The 16,133-nt window shown below is 40.6% G+C and carries 14 protein-coding genes and 1 tRNA gene; 10 read left to right on the forward strand and 5 right to left on the reverse strand.

What is annotated here, in order from left to right; genetic code table 11:
- Nucleotides 1-150 precede the first annotated feature (150 nt).
- The gene (locus tag ACLLO5_RS06310) at nt 151-915 is read left to right on the forward strand and encodes a DUF5331 domain-containing protein (protein ID WP_413174628.1); all 765 of its coding nucleotides are present in this window, start codon (nt 151-153) and stop codon (nt 913-915) included.
- A gap of 17 nt (nt 916-932) precedes the next feature.
- Here ACLLO5_RS06310 and ACLLO5_RS06315 read toward each other — a convergent pair whose 3' ends face one another.
- Nucleotides 933-1,913: a YgfZ/GcvT domain-containing protein gene (locus ACLLO5_RS06315; RefSeq protein ID WP_413174629.1), complete on the reverse strand. Its 981-nt coding sequence runs from the start codon at nt 1,911-1,913 to the stop codon at nt 933-935.
- 407 nt (nt 1,914-2,320) lie between these two features.
- On the opposite strand from ACLLO5_RS06315, the gene ACLLO5_RS06320 reads away from it, so the two are divergent.
- Nucleotides 2,321-3,061, forward strand: a complete 741-nt coding sequence (locus ACLLO5_RS06320; RefSeq protein ID WP_413174630.1) for a hypothetical protein — start codon at nt 2,321-2,323, stop codon at nt 3,059-3,061.
- Nucleotides 3,062-3,195: 134 nt separating this feature from the next.
- On the opposite strand, the gene ACLLO5_RS06325 is transcribed toward ACLLO5_RS06320, so the two are convergent.
- From ACLLO5_RS06325 to pds, 4 genes are all read right to left on the reverse strand, one after another.
- Nucleotides 3,196-4,518, reverse strand: a complete 1,323-nt coding sequence (locus ACLLO5_RS06325) for an ABC transporter substrate-binding protein (protein ID WP_413174631.1) — start codon at nt 4,516-4,518, stop codon at nt 3,196-3,198.
- Between the two features lie 197 nt (nt 4,519-4,715).
- A tRNA-Ser gene (locus tag ACLLO5_RS06330) sits at nt 4,716-4,807 on the reverse strand.
- A 164-nt stretch (nt 4,808-4,971) separates the two neighbouring features.
- A complete protein-coding gene (crtB, locus tag ACLLO5_RS06335) occupies nt 4,972-5,904 on the reverse strand; it encodes a 15-cis-phytoene synthase CrtB (protein WP_413174632.1) in 933 nt (310 codons plus the stop codon).
- Entirely contained in the window at nt 5,888-7,348 is a 1,461-nt protein-coding gene (pds, locus tag ACLLO5_RS06340; RefSeq protein ID WP_413174633.1) for a 15-cis-phytoene desaturase, read from the reverse strand. The genes crtB and pds overlap by 17 nt, the downstream gene beginning before the upstream one ends.
- A 209-nt stretch (nt 7,349-7,557) precedes the next feature.
- Between pds and nagZ the strand changes: the two genes are divergently transcribed.
- The 8 genes from nagZ (at nt 7,558) to ACLLO5_RS06380 (ending at nt 15,975) form a co-directional block, all read left to right on the forward strand.
- On the forward strand, nt 7,558-8,658 hold the full coding sequence (gene nagZ / locus ACLLO5_RS06345; RefSeq protein ID WP_413176020.1) for a beta-N-acetylhexosaminidase: 1,101 nt from the start codon (nt 7,558-7,560) through the stop codon (nt 8,656-8,658).
- A gap of 112 nt (nt 8,659-8,770) precedes the next feature.
- Entirely contained in the window at nt 8,771-10,459 is a 1,689-nt protein-coding gene (locus ACLLO5_RS06350) for an NAD(P)H-quinone oxidoreductase subunit 4 (RefSeq protein WP_413174634.1), read from the forward strand.
- Nucleotides 10,460-10,870: 411 nt separating this feature from the next.
- Nucleotides 10,871-12,619, forward strand: coding sequence for a lipoxygenase family protein (locus ACLLO5_RS06355; protein WP_413174635.1), 1,749 nt, complete (start codon nt 10,871-10,873; stop codon nt 12,617-12,619).
- A 179-nt stretch (nt 12,620-12,798) separates the two neighbouring features.
- Entirely contained in the window at nt 12,799-13,710 is a 912-nt protein-coding gene (gene thrB, locus ACLLO5_RS06360) for a homoserine kinase (RefSeq protein ID WP_413174636.1), read from the forward strand.
- 181 nt (nt 13,711-13,891) lie between these two features.
- Nucleotides 13,892-14,341: a DUF29 domain-containing protein gene (locus ACLLO5_RS06365; protein WP_413174637.1), complete on the forward strand. Its 450-nt coding sequence runs from the start codon at nt 13,892-13,894 to the stop codon at nt 14,339-14,341.
- Nucleotides 14,342-14,563: 222 nt separating this feature from the next.
- Entirely contained in the window at nt 14,564-14,890 is a 327-nt protein-coding gene (locus ACLLO5_RS06370; RefSeq protein WP_413174638.1) for a DUF433 domain-containing protein, read from the forward strand.
- 22 nt (nt 14,891-14,912) lie between these two features.
- Nucleotides 14,913-15,341 carry a hypothetical protein gene (locus ACLLO5_RS06375; RefSeq protein ID WP_413174639.1) on the forward strand — a complete coding sequence of 143 codons (429 nt, stop codon included), beginning with the start codon at nt 14,913-14,915 and terminating at the stop codon, nt 15,339-15,341.
- 121 nt (nt 15,342-15,462) lie between these two features.
- On the forward strand, nt 15,463-15,975 hold the full coding sequence (locus tag ACLLO5_RS06380; RefSeq protein WP_413174640.1) for a hypothetical protein: 513 nt from the start codon (nt 15,463-15,465) through the stop codon (nt 15,973-15,975).
- The last annotated feature ends 158 nt before the right edge of the window (nt 15,976-16,133 follow it).

A 16,133-nucleotide genomic window follows, 5' to 3' on the forward strand; every position in this document is an offset into this window, starting at 1 on the left:
ATAATGTTTGAAAACTATTTTCTTCTTCCACAGGTGAAATGTGGGCGCTGAGACAATTGGCACCATTTTTAGGCAGCTGATGTAGATAGAACAATCTAAATTAAAAATATACTAAATACTGCACTCTTGTTCACTGAAGTGAGGGAACTGATGGACATTCAGCAGCTACGTCAATCTTTAAAACTGAAGTGGCTGAGTTACTGTGAAGAAAACCGTCCTTGGCTGGTCAAAATGAAAATTTGGCGTTCCTATGATGGTGTCCGACGACCTTCGTCTGGTTATATTTTGGCAACTCTGTCTGTTTTAGAACCGCAGTTAAAGCAAATACTTCCTTTTATTCTGGATTTGAATAATAATCCTGATCAAATAGTCGCGGCTTTGGGTCTTCACTTTAATCCTGATGAAGAGTTACGTTTATTAAAATTAGAGCGTTCTTCAACGGAAACCCAGGCTAAAAATCAGATTGTCAGTAAGCCTCCCATTAAGATTGCCGTTGTAGATACACCAATAGCACAAAGTAATTTTCCTGCTGCTGTCAAGACTTTGGTATCACAAAAGCCCCATTCCAGATCGCCCCAGGAGAATAAACAGGTATTATTAAGGATTACGTCAGGTGTGGAACAAAAGCACCAAACTGTTTCAGCGGTGGGATTAGCCACACCAATGAATAAACATTCACCAGCCAAACCGCTTTCTGGAGTGGGACGGGAACAAATACCCAAGGGAAATGACAAGTCAGCGTCTGTGCGATCGCTCACTATTACTACACAAGTTCCCACTTCCCTGAAAGAACTTAATCACAATGGTAAATTTACAACCATCCCAGTCAAAGATGTTTCTCCTATTTCATCTGGTACTAATGCCCGTAGTTTACCTTCTTGGATTGATGAGTTTTGTCAAGGTGTGAACCGTTAACTGATAACTGAATCCTGCTACGGATACTCGTGAGAAACAAACGGGATGGAAACTACTTCTCCCGTCGTTTCTCCTACTTGCACTTTTAAACCTACTCCACCTGCTTTAGAACGAATGTATCCTAGTCCAAAGTGACCATCTGGAGTTTCTGTATAACTGGTAAGTTTACCGACTTTTTCATCTCCAATGGTAATTATGGTTTCTGGTTCTACGGGCGCATTGAGGCGAATTCCCCACAGATATTGTTTTACACCTTTGTAAGTGTTTAATCTGGCAATGGTTTCTTGCCCGATATAGCAGCCTTTGTTGAAAGAAACTGTCTGCCATAAACCGACTTCTAGGGGATTATAATCATCGGTTAGTTCTAAATCTGGTGCAGGACGACCTTGTAATATTCGCAACATTTCCCAACCGCGATCGCTCAACTCTAAGGCATCATATTCTAGTATTTGCTGCCAAATTTTTGCTTTCTGAGCAGCGGGGAAAATTAGGGTGTATCCAGGTAAAGCTAAACCACTACCCACAGCCACTCTTAACCCATTCTCCAAGATATGATTACCATAGGGTTGACCAATGAGTGAGCCAGCACCCAATTTCTCAATCATGGCATCACTACCGGGTCCGATGAGGCTAAAAGTAGCAGTTTCTTCGGTGATATCCGTTAACTGCACTTTATCCGCAAAGAAAATATAACGGTCTAACCATTGCAGTAAAAACTGACGACGGCCAGGTGAAACCAACAATAACACAGCATCATCTAAAACATAACCTGTCACTAAATCAATAGTTCTAGCGGTGGATGTCACCATGACAGTATCACAGCCTTCACCCGATTTGAGAGATTGGAAATCGTTGGTACTCTGGTTGTGTAAAAACCGCAGACGATCATCATCAGCCACACGGATGATTCCCCAATTTGAGCGATCGCACACAACCACCCCTTCTCTTGCCGCTTGAATAGCTGCTGTGTCTTTACCGTCAATAGCAGATGTTGGCATAGCGATCAACAGTCACCCTGTTTCAATGTTTTCGCAACCAAAATATTAGCAAACAAGAGATTAAAGATTCAATTTGTTTTGGTTTAAAGAAACTATTGACCAAAAACACCCTCGAAGGGGAAATAGGATTGTTCTTTTGCCTCCTGTCACCCTTGGAGTAATGTTTCCGACACGCTGCGCGAACGAGAAGCGCCTACATGGGGGAAACCTCCAAGACCGCGCTAACTCACCTGTTACCTCCAGCATTTAATAATTGAGCATGACCAAATTGCTTATGTCAAAATAAAGATGTAAGAAACGATTTTTTGGTGTTAAATGTTGAGCATTGCTCAAATTTGCTACATTAAATCCATAGCAACTATTATTTTGTTGTCTTCAGAATTCGTGTAGGAGTGAATGTGAATATTATGTCTCTACGTACAAATCTTTTTTGTTTGCCCAGTCTGGCTGCCCTTGCAGTTATAAGTAGTAGCCTAGCAGCAAACGCTGTAACACCCGAAAATCAAGTGAGTGCAGAACCCTCAGCTAACAACGCTGCTGAACTTCAGCAATTTCCCAGCCCGACCACCGAAAAAATTGGCGATCGCACCATCATACCCGTTCCAGGGACAGTTGCAACTTCATCAATAATACTAACAGAAGACACAGAGCCTACTTCTCCATCATCTGCACAAACAGCACAGCCCAATCAATTAGCCCAAGCAGATGTTAGTATAGCAAGACCTACCCGTGGTGGTAGCAGCTACATAGGAGTAGGTGGCAATATTGGTTTAAGTGGTGGGAATTCATCCTTAGCTGATGGTAACTTTACAGTCATCAGCAAAATTGGTTTCACAAGGTCTTTATCTCTAAGACCCTCAGCCATATTAGGCGACAATACTACATTTTTGATTCCCATCACCTACGACTTTTCCTTTCAGTCAGTGGGAGATCCATTTACCGAACCCCTGCCCATCGCTCCTTATGTGGGAGTGGGTGCAGCCCTAAAAACAGGTGATAACTCTGAAACCGCTTTCTTAGTTACTGGTGGTGTTGATATACCCCTCAATAACAGATTTACCGCCACAGCAGCTGTAAACGCCGGATTTTTCGATCAAACAGATGTCGGTTTATTAGTCGGTGTCGGTTACAACTTCAGCGGCTTTTAAAGGAAGAAGGAGTCAGGAGGCAGGAGTTCAGGAGTCAGGAGGCAGAAGGCAGAAGGCAGAAGGCAGAAGGCTATTTAATCTCCTCATCTCCCCCATCCTCCCCATCCTCCCCATCTCCCCTGCACCCCTGTCCACTACTTAGGACTAACTTTGTCAATTACCTTAATTTTGCCGTCGTCTCCTACTGTCCACACATCGTAGACACCAACGACATCACCATTAGCATCAACATCTACGTTACCGCTTGCACCTTGGTAATTAATCTTTTTACCCTCTTTTAATAGTTTCAGTCCTTCACAAACATCTGTAACTTCTGTCCCTTCTCCACCAGCTACTTCCCGGATCTTACCAGCAATACCAACACCAGTATTTTCTTTAGCTGCTTGTGCTGCCAATGTTAACAAAGCCGCAGCATCCCACGCTTGAGGTGCGTATTCTCCTGGTGAACCGCCTTTTTTCTCTTGCCAAAGTTTTTTGAAAGCCGCTAATGCTTTACCATCAGAACCGGGAACTGTACCAATAGCACCGGACAAAAGATATTTGCCGTCAGGACTTTTACCTACTTGTCCAGGGAAACTATCTGATTTGACTCCATCTGTGAGCATAATTTGTACTCCCTTTGCCAAACCTTGCTGGTAGGCAGCTTTGAGGAATAAACTTCCTGTTTCCGCATACATCACAGCCAAGACTGCATCTGGTTTACCCGCAAAAGTGGCACCGGCTTCAGTCTCAAAGGTTTGGGCTTTGGGGTCGTAACGGACAGGTTTATCTTTATTAACTACTGTTCCACCTAATTTTTCAAAAGTTTGTACAAATGCTTTTTCAAAACCTACACCATAGTCATTGTTAATTACGACTGTGGAAACTCTTTTAAAACCTTTTTTCTTAGCAAGTTGAGCTAAAGCTAATGCTTGGTAGGTATCTGGGGGAGCAGTCCGCGCCCAAAAACCTTTAAAATCGCCTTTTTGCGCTTTATCGGTAAATACGGGGCTGGTACTACCAGGAGAAACCAGCATAACTTTATTGGGTGTAGCTACAGAGATAGCCGCTGTGGAAACGCTACTAGCAAAAGAACCCACTACACCAGCGACTTTATCAACGGTAGCTAATTTGGTCATACCAGCAGCACCAGCTTTGGGGTCTGTTTGATCGTCTACTTCTACTAGACTCACTTTCTCTCCATTTACACCCCCGCAAGCGTTAACGGTGTCTACCAGCAAAGGAACTGAACCAACCATTTGCTGACCGATGGAAGCTAAGTCACCAGTTGTTGGTAATAAACTACCAATTTTTAATCCTTTAGCATTACCTGTGGTGGTGGTGTTCGCTGCTGTAGTAGCGGTAGTTCCATCAGGTGTTTGGTTATTTGTGGTAGTGGTATTTTCACAAGCGGCCATGAAGAAACCACTGGCCAGGGTAACTAAACTCAAAGCAAGAGAAACACGAATTTTCGACATGGATAACTTTCACTGCTGGGATGTTCAGGAGCTTGAAAGTAGGATAACACTAGGTTTTAAATCCAGATCAATCCTATCAAGGCTCTAAAGCCTAAATAATAACATCACACTGTGGAAGTAAAAGAGCCTAGATAAATATTAATTTTTATTAATTCTTGTGTTTACACACAAAATACACTTGATATCTCAGCTAAAAACGGAGAAGGAGGGATTCGAACCCTCGGATGGACCTTACGATTCCATCAACAGATTAGCAATCTGCCGCTTTCGACCACTCAGCCACCTCTCCAGGTCATAGATAATAATATTATCAGATGTTTTTGATTTGGTCAATAGTTATTTTGTCAGTGGTAATTGGTAATGGGTAATTGGGTAGAAATAAATTCAAAAGTCTCTAAAACCTCAGCCCTATTCCCTGTTCCCTGTTCCCAGTGACCAATAACTATTAACCGATTATAAAACTTGCGATCGCATCCAAGCTGCTGGCAAGGTACGTAACTTTTTCCACTGGGGGACGTAAGCACGCTGACTGAACACATCATAATTATTGCGTTCAATCACATCTAAAATCTGTCCATAGAGCATGGATGCAGACCATACAGGCCAACGAGCATCCGCCGCTAGGTAACTAATTCCCCTATCGGCTTTGGTATAAAATTTGCGGGCGCGGTCGATTTCAAAACGCATCAGGGAACGCCAACGGTCATCTACAATACCTTTAAAAAAGTCTTCTTCGGTGTAGTTGAATTTTGCCAAGTCTTCTAGGGGGATGTAGATTCTGCCTCTACGTGCATCTTCACCGACATCCCGAAGAATATTGGTCAGTTGATTGGCAATTCCTAATGCGATCGCTTCTTCTATAGGAAGATAAGGTTGTTGGTTTTGATGCCAAGGTGCTGTATAGATACTAGTATCTATGCCCATAATCGTGGTTGACATCAAGCCGACAGTACCAGCCACTCGGTAGCAGTAGAGATATAACTCCTCAAAGGTTTGATAACGACTGCGATATAAATCCATACGCTGACCGTCAATCATATCCCGAAAGGGCTGAATATCCAGATGAAAGCGTTGGAGTGTATCTACTAAAGCTACATCGTAATTGTCTAATGGGTGTCCCGCAAAAATTGATTCCAGCTGCTTTTCCCATAGGTCTAGGGTTTCTGGCGTGGTTATAGCAGATGCGGGGCCATCTACTAATTCATCTGTACGGCGACACCAAGCATATATTGCCCAAACAGATTGACGTTTTGCCGGACTCATCAGCAATGTACCCAGGTAAAAAGTTTTGGCATACTTGGCTGTGAGTTCCTGACAAAGTTTGTAGGACTCGTCTACAGAGACCAGCGTTTTCATGCGCGGGGGGGAATCAGGCAGTTGCAGCATTCGTTGCGGGCGGTCGAGTTAGCGTTTGCAGGCCAGAGGAATTTGCTACCGGTGGTGCTTCCGAGATCGCCTGTGCTGTCAGCTTACCAGAAAGTACGGCACCTTCCATACTGGCTAGGTAGCGTTGCATGGTGTAATCCCCAGTCAGATAGAAGTTAGAAATGGGGGTTTGCTGAGAGGGACGGTGTTGTTGCCTTCCTGGTGTAGCTTTGTAAACTGAACGTGGAGTTTTCACGACGTGATATTTCAGCAGTTTGCTTGGATTATCTCCCCCAAAATGTTGCGGGAAGAGTTTTTCCAACTCGGTAATAGTTGCAGTAACAATTTCCTCATCAGATTTAGATATCCAATCTTTAGCCGGTGCTAGAACTAATTCCAACATAGAACGGTCAGGATTGGCATATTCACGGCAAGTATTACTCATATCAGCATAAACGCTGAGGAGGGGTGAACGGGAAAATAGCAGATGATCAATATCTGTTAATTTCCGGTCGAACCATAAATGTACGTTGATTACAGGCACACCTTCCAAACCTTCTAGTTTTTGGAAAAACTCCATTTCCTGCCAAGGTTTGGGTAAAATCACCTTTAAAGGGTCAACAGGCATGGCAGATACATATATATCTGCTGTCAATTCTTCATCTTCTGCCCCATCTAAACCCCGTAGTAAAAAGGATTTAACGCTGCCATCTTCGTTGAGTTGAATCTCTTTTAATGGTGCATTTAATCGTACTTCGCCACCGCGTTCTGTGATGTAGTCGATGATTGGCTGACACAGGCGTTCAGTAGGTGAACCATCTAAAAACGCCATCTTTGAGCCGTTTTTTTCTTGTAAAAACCGATTTAAGGCTGTTAACAAGACTGTAGAAGAAATTTCATCGGGGTTGATGAAATTCAAGGCTTTTGACATGGCAATGAAAACTTCTTTTTCTACTCTGGGGGGAATGTTTTGTAGTTTTAACCACTCACTCCAAGAGTATTTATCCATTTCTTCTACATACTTTTGACCTTTTAGCATGGCTGGGATTAAACCAAGACCAAAACTAATTTTCTCCGGCCACGTTAACATATCATTATTTCCCAGAATTGCCACCACACCATTGAAGGGGGCGGGTATATCTGGAAAATCAAAGCGGCTGTATGTACCTGGTGCTTCTGGTTGATTGAAGATCATTGTGTGTTCTTTCCACTGCAACCGATCTTCAATGTCTAGTTCTTTAAATAACTGCAACATATTGGGATAAGCCCCAAAAAAAATGTGCAGTCCTGTTTCGTACCAGTCTCCATCAGAATCCTTCCAAGCTGCCACTTTGCCGCCCACTACGTCTCGGCGTTCCAAGACAATGGGTGTGTGACCTAAATCTGTGAGATATTTTGCACAGGAAAGTCCTGCTAGACCGGCACCGGCGATAGCTACGCGGCACTTCGTGGACGCTACTCGCATTTAAACCTACTGTTCTTCAATATTTCTTAATTGTTTTCTCGTTCTCATTATACTTTGCATTCTGTTACATTTGGCCTTGTTTCTGGAAAAAGAGGGTGTGGGGGTAAGAAAAGGGTGTAGGGTGTGGGGTGTAGGGTATAGGGGGGCAGAGGAGAAGAATGTATGATCTTTTGCCTCAAAAAGAATGTAAATCTTTATTTTTAAAAGTTATGTCAAAATCACAACAGATACAAAGCTTTGGTAATCATCTGATTCTCGGTGTTTCTGGAACAAGCCTCAATGATGATGATAAAAGGGCATTAAGTGAATTAAAACCTGTTGGGGTGATATTTTTCGCCAAAAACTTTCTTGATGGTGTCCCATATCAAATTTGGGTAGAAAATTTTAAGCAATTACATCAAAGTTTGCGTGAATATACAGAACGTGATTTCATGTTTATGACCATAGATCATGAAGGTGGAAGAGTTGTCAGAACTCCATTACCGATTACTCGATTTCCCCAAAGTTATCTATTAAAATCTCATGCTCAAGAAGTGGCTAAAGCAACTGCTTTGGAATTAAAATCACTAGGAATCAATCTTTCTTGGTCTCCCGTTGCTGACATTTTCTCCAATCCCCAAAACCCGATTATTGGATCCCGCGCTTTTGGAACTACTCCTGAAACTGCTAGTCAACGTGCGAGGGAATATTATCGGGGACTCAAGGAAGGAGGTGTTATCGGTTGTGCAAAACATTTTCCAGGACATGGAGACACCAGCCAAGATTCTCACCTGGAATTACCAACTCTCAATTTAACTAGAGAGGAATTGCAAAGACGGGAATTAATACCTTTCAAAACGTTGATTGAGGAACAGATACCGCTAATTATGACTGCCCATATCTTGTTTCCACAAATAGATCCTGAATTTCCAGCCACGTTGTCAAAACCGATTTTAAATCAGATCCTGCGGGAAGAAATGAATTTTCAGGGTGTGGTTGTTTCCGATGACTTGGATATGAAAGCCGTGTCTGAGATGTTTATGCAGTCGGGAACAGTAGCACGGGCTTTTCATGCCGGTTGCGATTTATTTATTGTTTCTCGCAATATCAATTCTTCCTCAATAGAAAGGACATATCAAATAACTGAGGATTTTACCACTTCTTTGAGTAACGGCAGCTTGGATGAGAAAGTTGTAGTAGCAGCAAGGGAGAGAATTGAGAAATTATTGGCCGGAACTCCCCAATATCCAGTGTATACCCTGGAAAAAGAGATTTTAGTCAAAAATGCAGAATTAGCGATCGCTTGTACTCTCGTTACTTCTGACTTCTGAACCAGCAATTGATATTTATCTATGTATATCTGAGATAAAGAATTATAAAGAAAATGTTACAAACATTAGTAGAATAACTTTATTACACAAATGAGTATTTTTTCTTATTGACATGATGGCGGATCAATTCCCTTGGCTTACCGCGATTGTTTTGTTTCCACTCCTTGCATCTTTCCTGATTCCCGTAATACCTGATAAAGACGGTAAACTTATCCGTTGGTATGCGCTAGGTGTAGGTATCGCTGATTTTGCCTTAATGTGTTACACCTTTTGGCAGCATTACGACCCTAGTGATGCTAGTTTCCAAATAGTCGAAAATTTTGCCTGGATGCCTCAGTTGGGACTAAACTGGAGCGTTGCAGTTGATGGTATCTCAGTTCCCCTCGTGCTTTTAGCAGGATTTGTCACTACCCTTTCCATGTTTTCTGCTTGGCAAGTTGACCGCAGACCACGCTTATTTTACTTTCTGATGTTGGTGCTATATTCCGCACAGGTAGGAGTATTCGTTGCCAAAGACTTGATGTTATTTTTCATCATGTGGGAAGTGGAACTTGTTCCCGTATATCTATTAGTTTCCATTTGGGGTGGACAAAGAAGACGCTACGCAGCAACAAAATTTATATTGTATACCGCAGCAGCTTCTATATTTATTTTAGTAGCAGCCCTGGCAATGGGGTTATACGGTGGCGGTAATATGAGTTTTGATCTCACCACCCTGGCTTTGAAGGATTATCCCCTTGGCTTACAACTGCTACTATATGCAGGTTTATTTATTGCCTTTGGCGTTAAACTAGCTATTTTCCCTTTACATACCTGGTTGCCAGATGCCCACGGTGAAGCATCTTCCCCTGTATCCATGATTTTGGCAGGTGTGTTGTTAAAAATGGGCGGCTATGGTTTGATTCGCCTAAATATGGAACTTCTACCTGATGCTCATGTTTATTTTGCACCAGTTTTAGCTGTTCTTGGTGTTGTCAATATTATTTATGGTGCATTAAATTCCTTTGCCCAAACCAACATGAAACGGCGTTTGGCTTTTTCTTCCATTTCTCACATGGGGTTTGTGCTGTTAGGTTTAGCCTCTTTCACCGATTTGGGAATGAATGGGGCAATGTTGCAAATGATATCACATGGTTTAATTGCCTCCGTGTTGTTTTTCCTCGCAGGTGTTACTTACGATCGCACTCGCACAATGGTAATGAAAGATATGGGTGGTATTGGTCAAGCCATGCCCATAGTATTCGCACTGTTTACAATAGGTGCAATGGCATCTTTAGCTCTACCAGGAATGAGTGGTTTTGTTGGTGAACTTTCGGTTTTTGTTGGTCTGACAACCAGTGATGTTTATAGTTCCATCTTTTGCACCGTCACAGTTTTTCTCGCTGCTGTTGGAGTCATCCTTACACCTATTTATCTTCTTTCCATGCTACGCCAGGTGTTTTATGGCAACGATGCAGCATTAATATGTGACATTAATAATGCTGGATTAGAAAATCAGGAAGATGAAGGAACAGCTTGTTTTGGTACAGATTGCCTCCTACCTACCCAAGCAGTATACAGCGATGCTAGACCCCGTGAAGTTTTTATCGCCGCTTGTTTTATAGTCCTGATTATCGGCATTGGTTTCTATCCCAAGCTGGCTATGCAGATGTATGATGCCAAGACCGTGGCTGTAAATACTCATGTTCGCCAATCTTATACAATCATCTCCCAAAGCAATCCTCGCATTTATGCTGATGGATTCTTGATACCGAAAATCGCTGAACCTGATATTAACTCAGTTTTAGCAACTTTGAAGTAAACCTCATATTTCTCTGTTCAGAGGGAAAATTTACAGTTTTGCAGTCAACTTTCCAACTTCTTCTTAACTAAAAACAGGGTGTGGGGTATAGGGAAAGATTATTTTTTCCACGCCCTACACCCCTTTCATTCTGACCACAAAATTAAGTTTTTTATCTATTAACTGACAACTTCCAAAATTTTTGATAATAAATTCTTCCCGCTACCATTACTGCTTTGGTTGTGGGTATTTTTTTTGTTCAAGAATTAAATTTAAGTGAAATTAACTAACTTTTATTGAACAATCAGCGATAATTTGAACTTGAGGTTGTAATAGCGCAAGTATCCTGAAGACCTTATTGTACCTAAGATAGTTGTGTCTAATATTTTCCTGCTCCTGCATAACTTGAAAATCAAGGAAATTCATAGATATATGAGTTCACAAAATTGGCAAGCTGTTGAAAATAAGTACCAATGGGAAGCAAGTTATCCCTACTTACCCGGTCACGTTAAAGGTGTTCCCAGGGGACAGGGCTTTAGTCTGGAGAAAATATTTATTTTTCTCGGCATGACCATTAAAGGCATCATAGGTTTACTATTAGCCCAACTTCTTCATCTTTTTCCTTATCTTTGGAAAAAATTGCTAAAGGGTGAAATAATTTTTACAGGTACTGCTGATTTTGGATTATTAACTATTTTCTCTCAATTTAATGATTGGAATAGTGTAAATGAATTTCATGATTTTTTTAAACCTTGGACTTTTTTAGAAGCACCAGAAGTAGCTAAAGATTGGGATTCTGATGTTGAATTTGGTCGTCAACGTCTGGCAGGAATGAATCCAGTAGTTATCCGTAAATGTCTGCCAGCCGATATTAGTCCTGAGAGTAATTTCCCAGTGACTGACCAAATTATTAACCCGGTTCAAGGTAAAGAAATTAATCTAGAATCAGCGTTACAGGGAAATCGCCTATATATTTTAGATTTCAAAATTCTGAACCAAATCACGGATGCTCGAATGGAAGAGGAGATAGGAAAATATCCACAATCTCCCATTTGTCTTTTCTATGTCAATGACAAACAACAGTTAATTCCCATTGCAATTAAATTACAGTACAAGGCTGACGCTGATCATCAAGAATATAACCAAATATTAACCCCTAATTCACCATCAGAAGTTTGGCAAGCTGCCAAAGTTGCTGTATCTAGTACTGATGCGGCTTATCAAGGGGTAATTTCTCATTTATTGTGTACACATTTACTCATAGAGGCTTTTGGAGTTAGTACATACCGAAAAATATCACCACAACATATTATTTATCAGTTGTTGACACCTCATTATTTCAACACTATGGCGATCAATAATATGGCTCGTAATGTGTTTTTGAGTAGAGGTGGTTTTTTTGATGTGACTGGAGCTTTGGGTTACAGTGGTTCTAATGAATTTTTAAGGAGAGGTTATAACGGTTATGAAGATATCACTCCAGAATTAAAATTTTACGAGCAAGCTTTACCCTACAATCTAAAAGCACGTGATGTTTTGGAAATACCAGACTATTACTATCGTGATGATGCTGTATTGATGTGGGATGCTATCAAAGAATATGTGAGTGATGTTCTGAAAAACCATTATAAAACTGATGCGGATGTAGTTAATGATCAAGAATTACAACGATGGAAAGAAGAACTGATCACTAATGGTAATATTAAGGGTCTGCTGCCACCTGAAAAAAATGATCAGTTGGATACCATAGCTGATCTAATTGATATTGCTACTAACATTATTTTCACGGCAACTGCTCAACACTCGGCTGTCAATTTTGGTCAATATGACTATGCTGGATGGATTCCTAATAATCCCTTTGCCCTCTATGAATCTTTATCAGATTTATTTACCAGAGATGGCAACAATATCATTCCTTTGACTAAAAGGTTGCCCAATAGGTTGGAAACAATTAAGCAAATTGTTTTGGTAAAGGTGTTAACAATGACACCTCCATACTCTAGTAAATCACTGTTGACTTTAGGTAATCCGTTCTCAGAATCTTCGGCAAAACAAGCTTTTGAGAAGTTTCAAACTGGGTTGCTGGAAATAGAACAGAAAATAGCTACTCGTAATGCTTCTCTCTCTAAGCCTTACATTTACTTGCTACCTTCCCGCATTCCCCAAAGTATTGCTATTTAATTGGGGTGTGGGGTGTAGGGTGTGGTGGAAAAAACTTACTTCTGCCTCTCTGCACCCCTGCCTCAGTGCGTTGTTGTGTGAAAAAATTTTGCTTGTTGATGAAAAAATGGACTCTTGACGTGGGATGCTAGTTAAGTGATCAATTTTTAATTTTTAATTTTTAATTTTTAATTCTCAAAATGTCTGTAATTTCTACTGTTACCGTTAAAGTTCCTGCTACCACTGCTAATTTGGGTCCTGGTTTTGACTGCATTGGTGCGGCTTTAAAGCTTTACAACGAATTTAAGTTTACTCGCCATGAGAGTGGGTTAATTATTCAAGTTTCAGGCACGGAAGCCGAAAAGGTACAAACGGATGAGAGTAATCTGTTATATCAGGCTTTTTTGAAGTTATATGAATTTATAGAGCAGACACCGCCATCTGTGAAAATAGAGATTAAGTTGGGTGTACCACTGGCGCGGGGTTTGGGTAGTTCTGCTACTGCTATTGTCGGTGGGTTGGTTGCTGGTAATGTTTTGGCAGGTTCTCCTTTATCTGAGTTGCAGGTGATGGAATTAGCGATCGCCATGGAAGGACATCCTGATAATGTTGTTCCAGCTTTATTAGGGGGATGCCGTCTAGCCGCTACTAGCCGCACAGGTTGGGAAATTTGTGATATTACCTGGCACAGAGATATATTTCCAGTGGTAGCAATTCCTGATTTTGAGTTGTCAACTTCAGAAGCACGGCGAGTTTTACCAACAGAAGTCAGTCGTGGTGACGCGATTTTTAATACTGCCCATTTTGGTTTATTGCTGCGGGGTTTGGCAACTAATCGGGAAGAATGGTTAAGGGCAGCTTTACAAGACAAGTTACATCAGCCCTATCGTCAAGCCTTAATTCCCGGTTACGACGCTGTGGAAACTGCTGCTGTGGCTGCTGGTGCTTATGGCATGGTAATTAGTGGTGCAGGTCCAACGCTGTTAGCTTTAACTGATGAATTGCATACACAAGCGGTAGTAACAGCCATGACCAATGCCTGGAAACAAGCGGGAATTACATCTGTAGTGCGATCGCTCCCCCTCGATATTCAAGGGGCAGTAATTTTGTAATTCGTAATTAAAAATTCAGCAATACCAATGTATCTATGGTGACATTTTAGAACGGTAATTCATGAATTATCGCTACTTTAAACATTTCAATTTGTTGATTAACATTAAATTATCTAGCCTGATACACCCTACAATATACATTGATTGTATGTGTAATTTGTAAATAACAAAAGGTGACGTTATGACAGTTATTACTAATTTACAGCAACTCTATGAAACAGACGATCATTTATGGTTATTAGAAACTATTAAATTATTAAAACAAAGTCGTTTTGATGAATTAGATTTAGAAAACTTAATTGAGGAATTGGAATCATTGGCAACAAGAGATAAACATCAAGTTAAAAGTTTACTAGAACAAGTCATTAGACATCTTTTATTATTGCATTTTTGGACACAAGAATATGACAGAAATAAAAATCATTGGCGTTCGGAAATTAGAAGTTTTCGTGTACAGTTAAAAGACAGATTAACATCTAATTTGTATAATTACTTGCATTCTATTTTTACAACTATTTATGAGGATGCTTTGGGCTATGTTCAAGAAAAAACTGGTTTTACTGTAAATTTTCCCGCACAATGTCCTTATTCTTTGGAGGAAGTTCTCGATATTAATTATTTACCTAAGTGAGTAAGTCAGTGCTTGCGCGATGCCTATAAAGCTAAAAAACAAATTCAGCCAATAACTTAGTGCGATCGCCAATCTTGTAAAGTGCGTTAATGAAATGTCATTCACCTTATATTTGGCTTGTATAGGATCTTCAACACAGTAATGAATTAACAGCAATTGGGCGTTTAGGTATAAGATTGAGAGGTATAGATAAAGCAACACAAATGTTTCCAAAACCAACCTATGAGTATTCAAGTCGAATTTAAAGTTTCTGCTCCACCATTTCGTTGGGATGAAGCTGGAGGTATTCGCATTGCTCAGAGTCGAGTAACCCTAGATAGCCTATTAGCTGCATATCATAGTGGTTCTACACCTGAAGAAATTGCGGTTCAATATTCTGTTCTCCGTTTAGAGGATATATACTCAGCGATCGCTTACTACCTTAGTCATCGTCAGGAAATTGATAGCTACTTAGAGCAACGTCAGCGAAAATCCCAGCAACAACGTAGTGAATTTTCCCAGCAATATAACTTGGCTGATCTTAGACAGCGATTACTTGATCGTGATTAGACTCAAGGAGAACTAATCAACAGTGCGTTTACTAACAGATGAGAACTTCAATGGTTCAATATTGCGAGGCTTAATTAGACGTTTGCCTAAGTTAGATGTGGTTCGTATTCAGGATGTAGGTTTAATTCATGCAGATGATCCCACTATGCAAACCATTGATCAACTTTCGCTTCGTGCCGGCGATCGCATTTTAGATGTTTGTTGTGGGACTGGTGCTTCTGCAATCCCAGCAGCAGGTACTCATGAACTAGCTGCTCCAGAAGATGGGTGGACAATGGTTTTAGGTGGTGGACTTAGAGGTACAATTGATCAGCTTGATTCGGCAGCAAGAGAGCGTGTCCGCCAAGCAAATCTGCATTTCCTTCAAGCTAATGAAGTTTATGCATTGGAGGTAAATGTTTTGTATGCGATCTGCTTGCAGCAGTGCTTCGCTATCGCACAGAAGAAATAAAGCACTAAAAAATAGATAATAGTTTTTTAGCTAGATTCCCATATCTTGAGCTAAAAGCTCACTTTTTGATTCAAGTCACACTTTCCCCTATCACCTATCCCCAATCATTCACTATATATATATGGAGAAAATTCAGGCAGATATCAACGAACTTAATTCACAAATTCAGGCACTCCAGGAAGAAAGGAATGCACTGACTAATAATAATGTAGAATCCGGTGAACATGATTCAGCTTTAGCAGTAGTTGAGGCTTACCGTCGTCAAGCTAGAGAAAATGCTCAATTATCTGCTGAACTAAAGGGAATAGATGATGCAATTAATTTCCTAGAACAGCAGAAGCAGCAGAAACAAGCCTATTTCAATGGAAAACTAACTTTTTCAAAACGTCTTGCTCAACAACAAGAGCAACTAGAAGAAGCGAAAAAAGTAGCCGAAGTTCATGCCCAGCGGGTGAATGAACTTGCAAGAGAACTCGCACAGGAAATTAAATTTCTGAAAGCTTGTGCTGATGAACTTAGCCCCATGTATTGGCAGGTTTACTATAAACCCTTCATTACCGGATTTAAAACCATCTCTGTTCCTTATGTACGTTCTGATGGAGAAGTATGGACAATTGTCAACCGTATTGTTTAGGTATTAAAACTCAGTAATAAATACTTTATCAAATCAACATAAAAAATTGGAACAAAAATTATAACTTAAAGAAGCGGCAAATAAAGCCGCTTTTTTGTTGACGTTACAAAATTTTACTCTTAGAATGGCTACGAGACGATTTTGGTAAGTATTTATTA

The sequence above is a fragment of the Anabaena azotica SJ-1 genome (assembly GCF_047275885.1).
In the GTDB taxonomy this organism is placed as follows: Bacteria; Cyanobacteriota; Cyanobacteriia; order Cyanobacteriales; family Nostocaceae; genus Trichormus_B; species Trichormus_B azotica_A.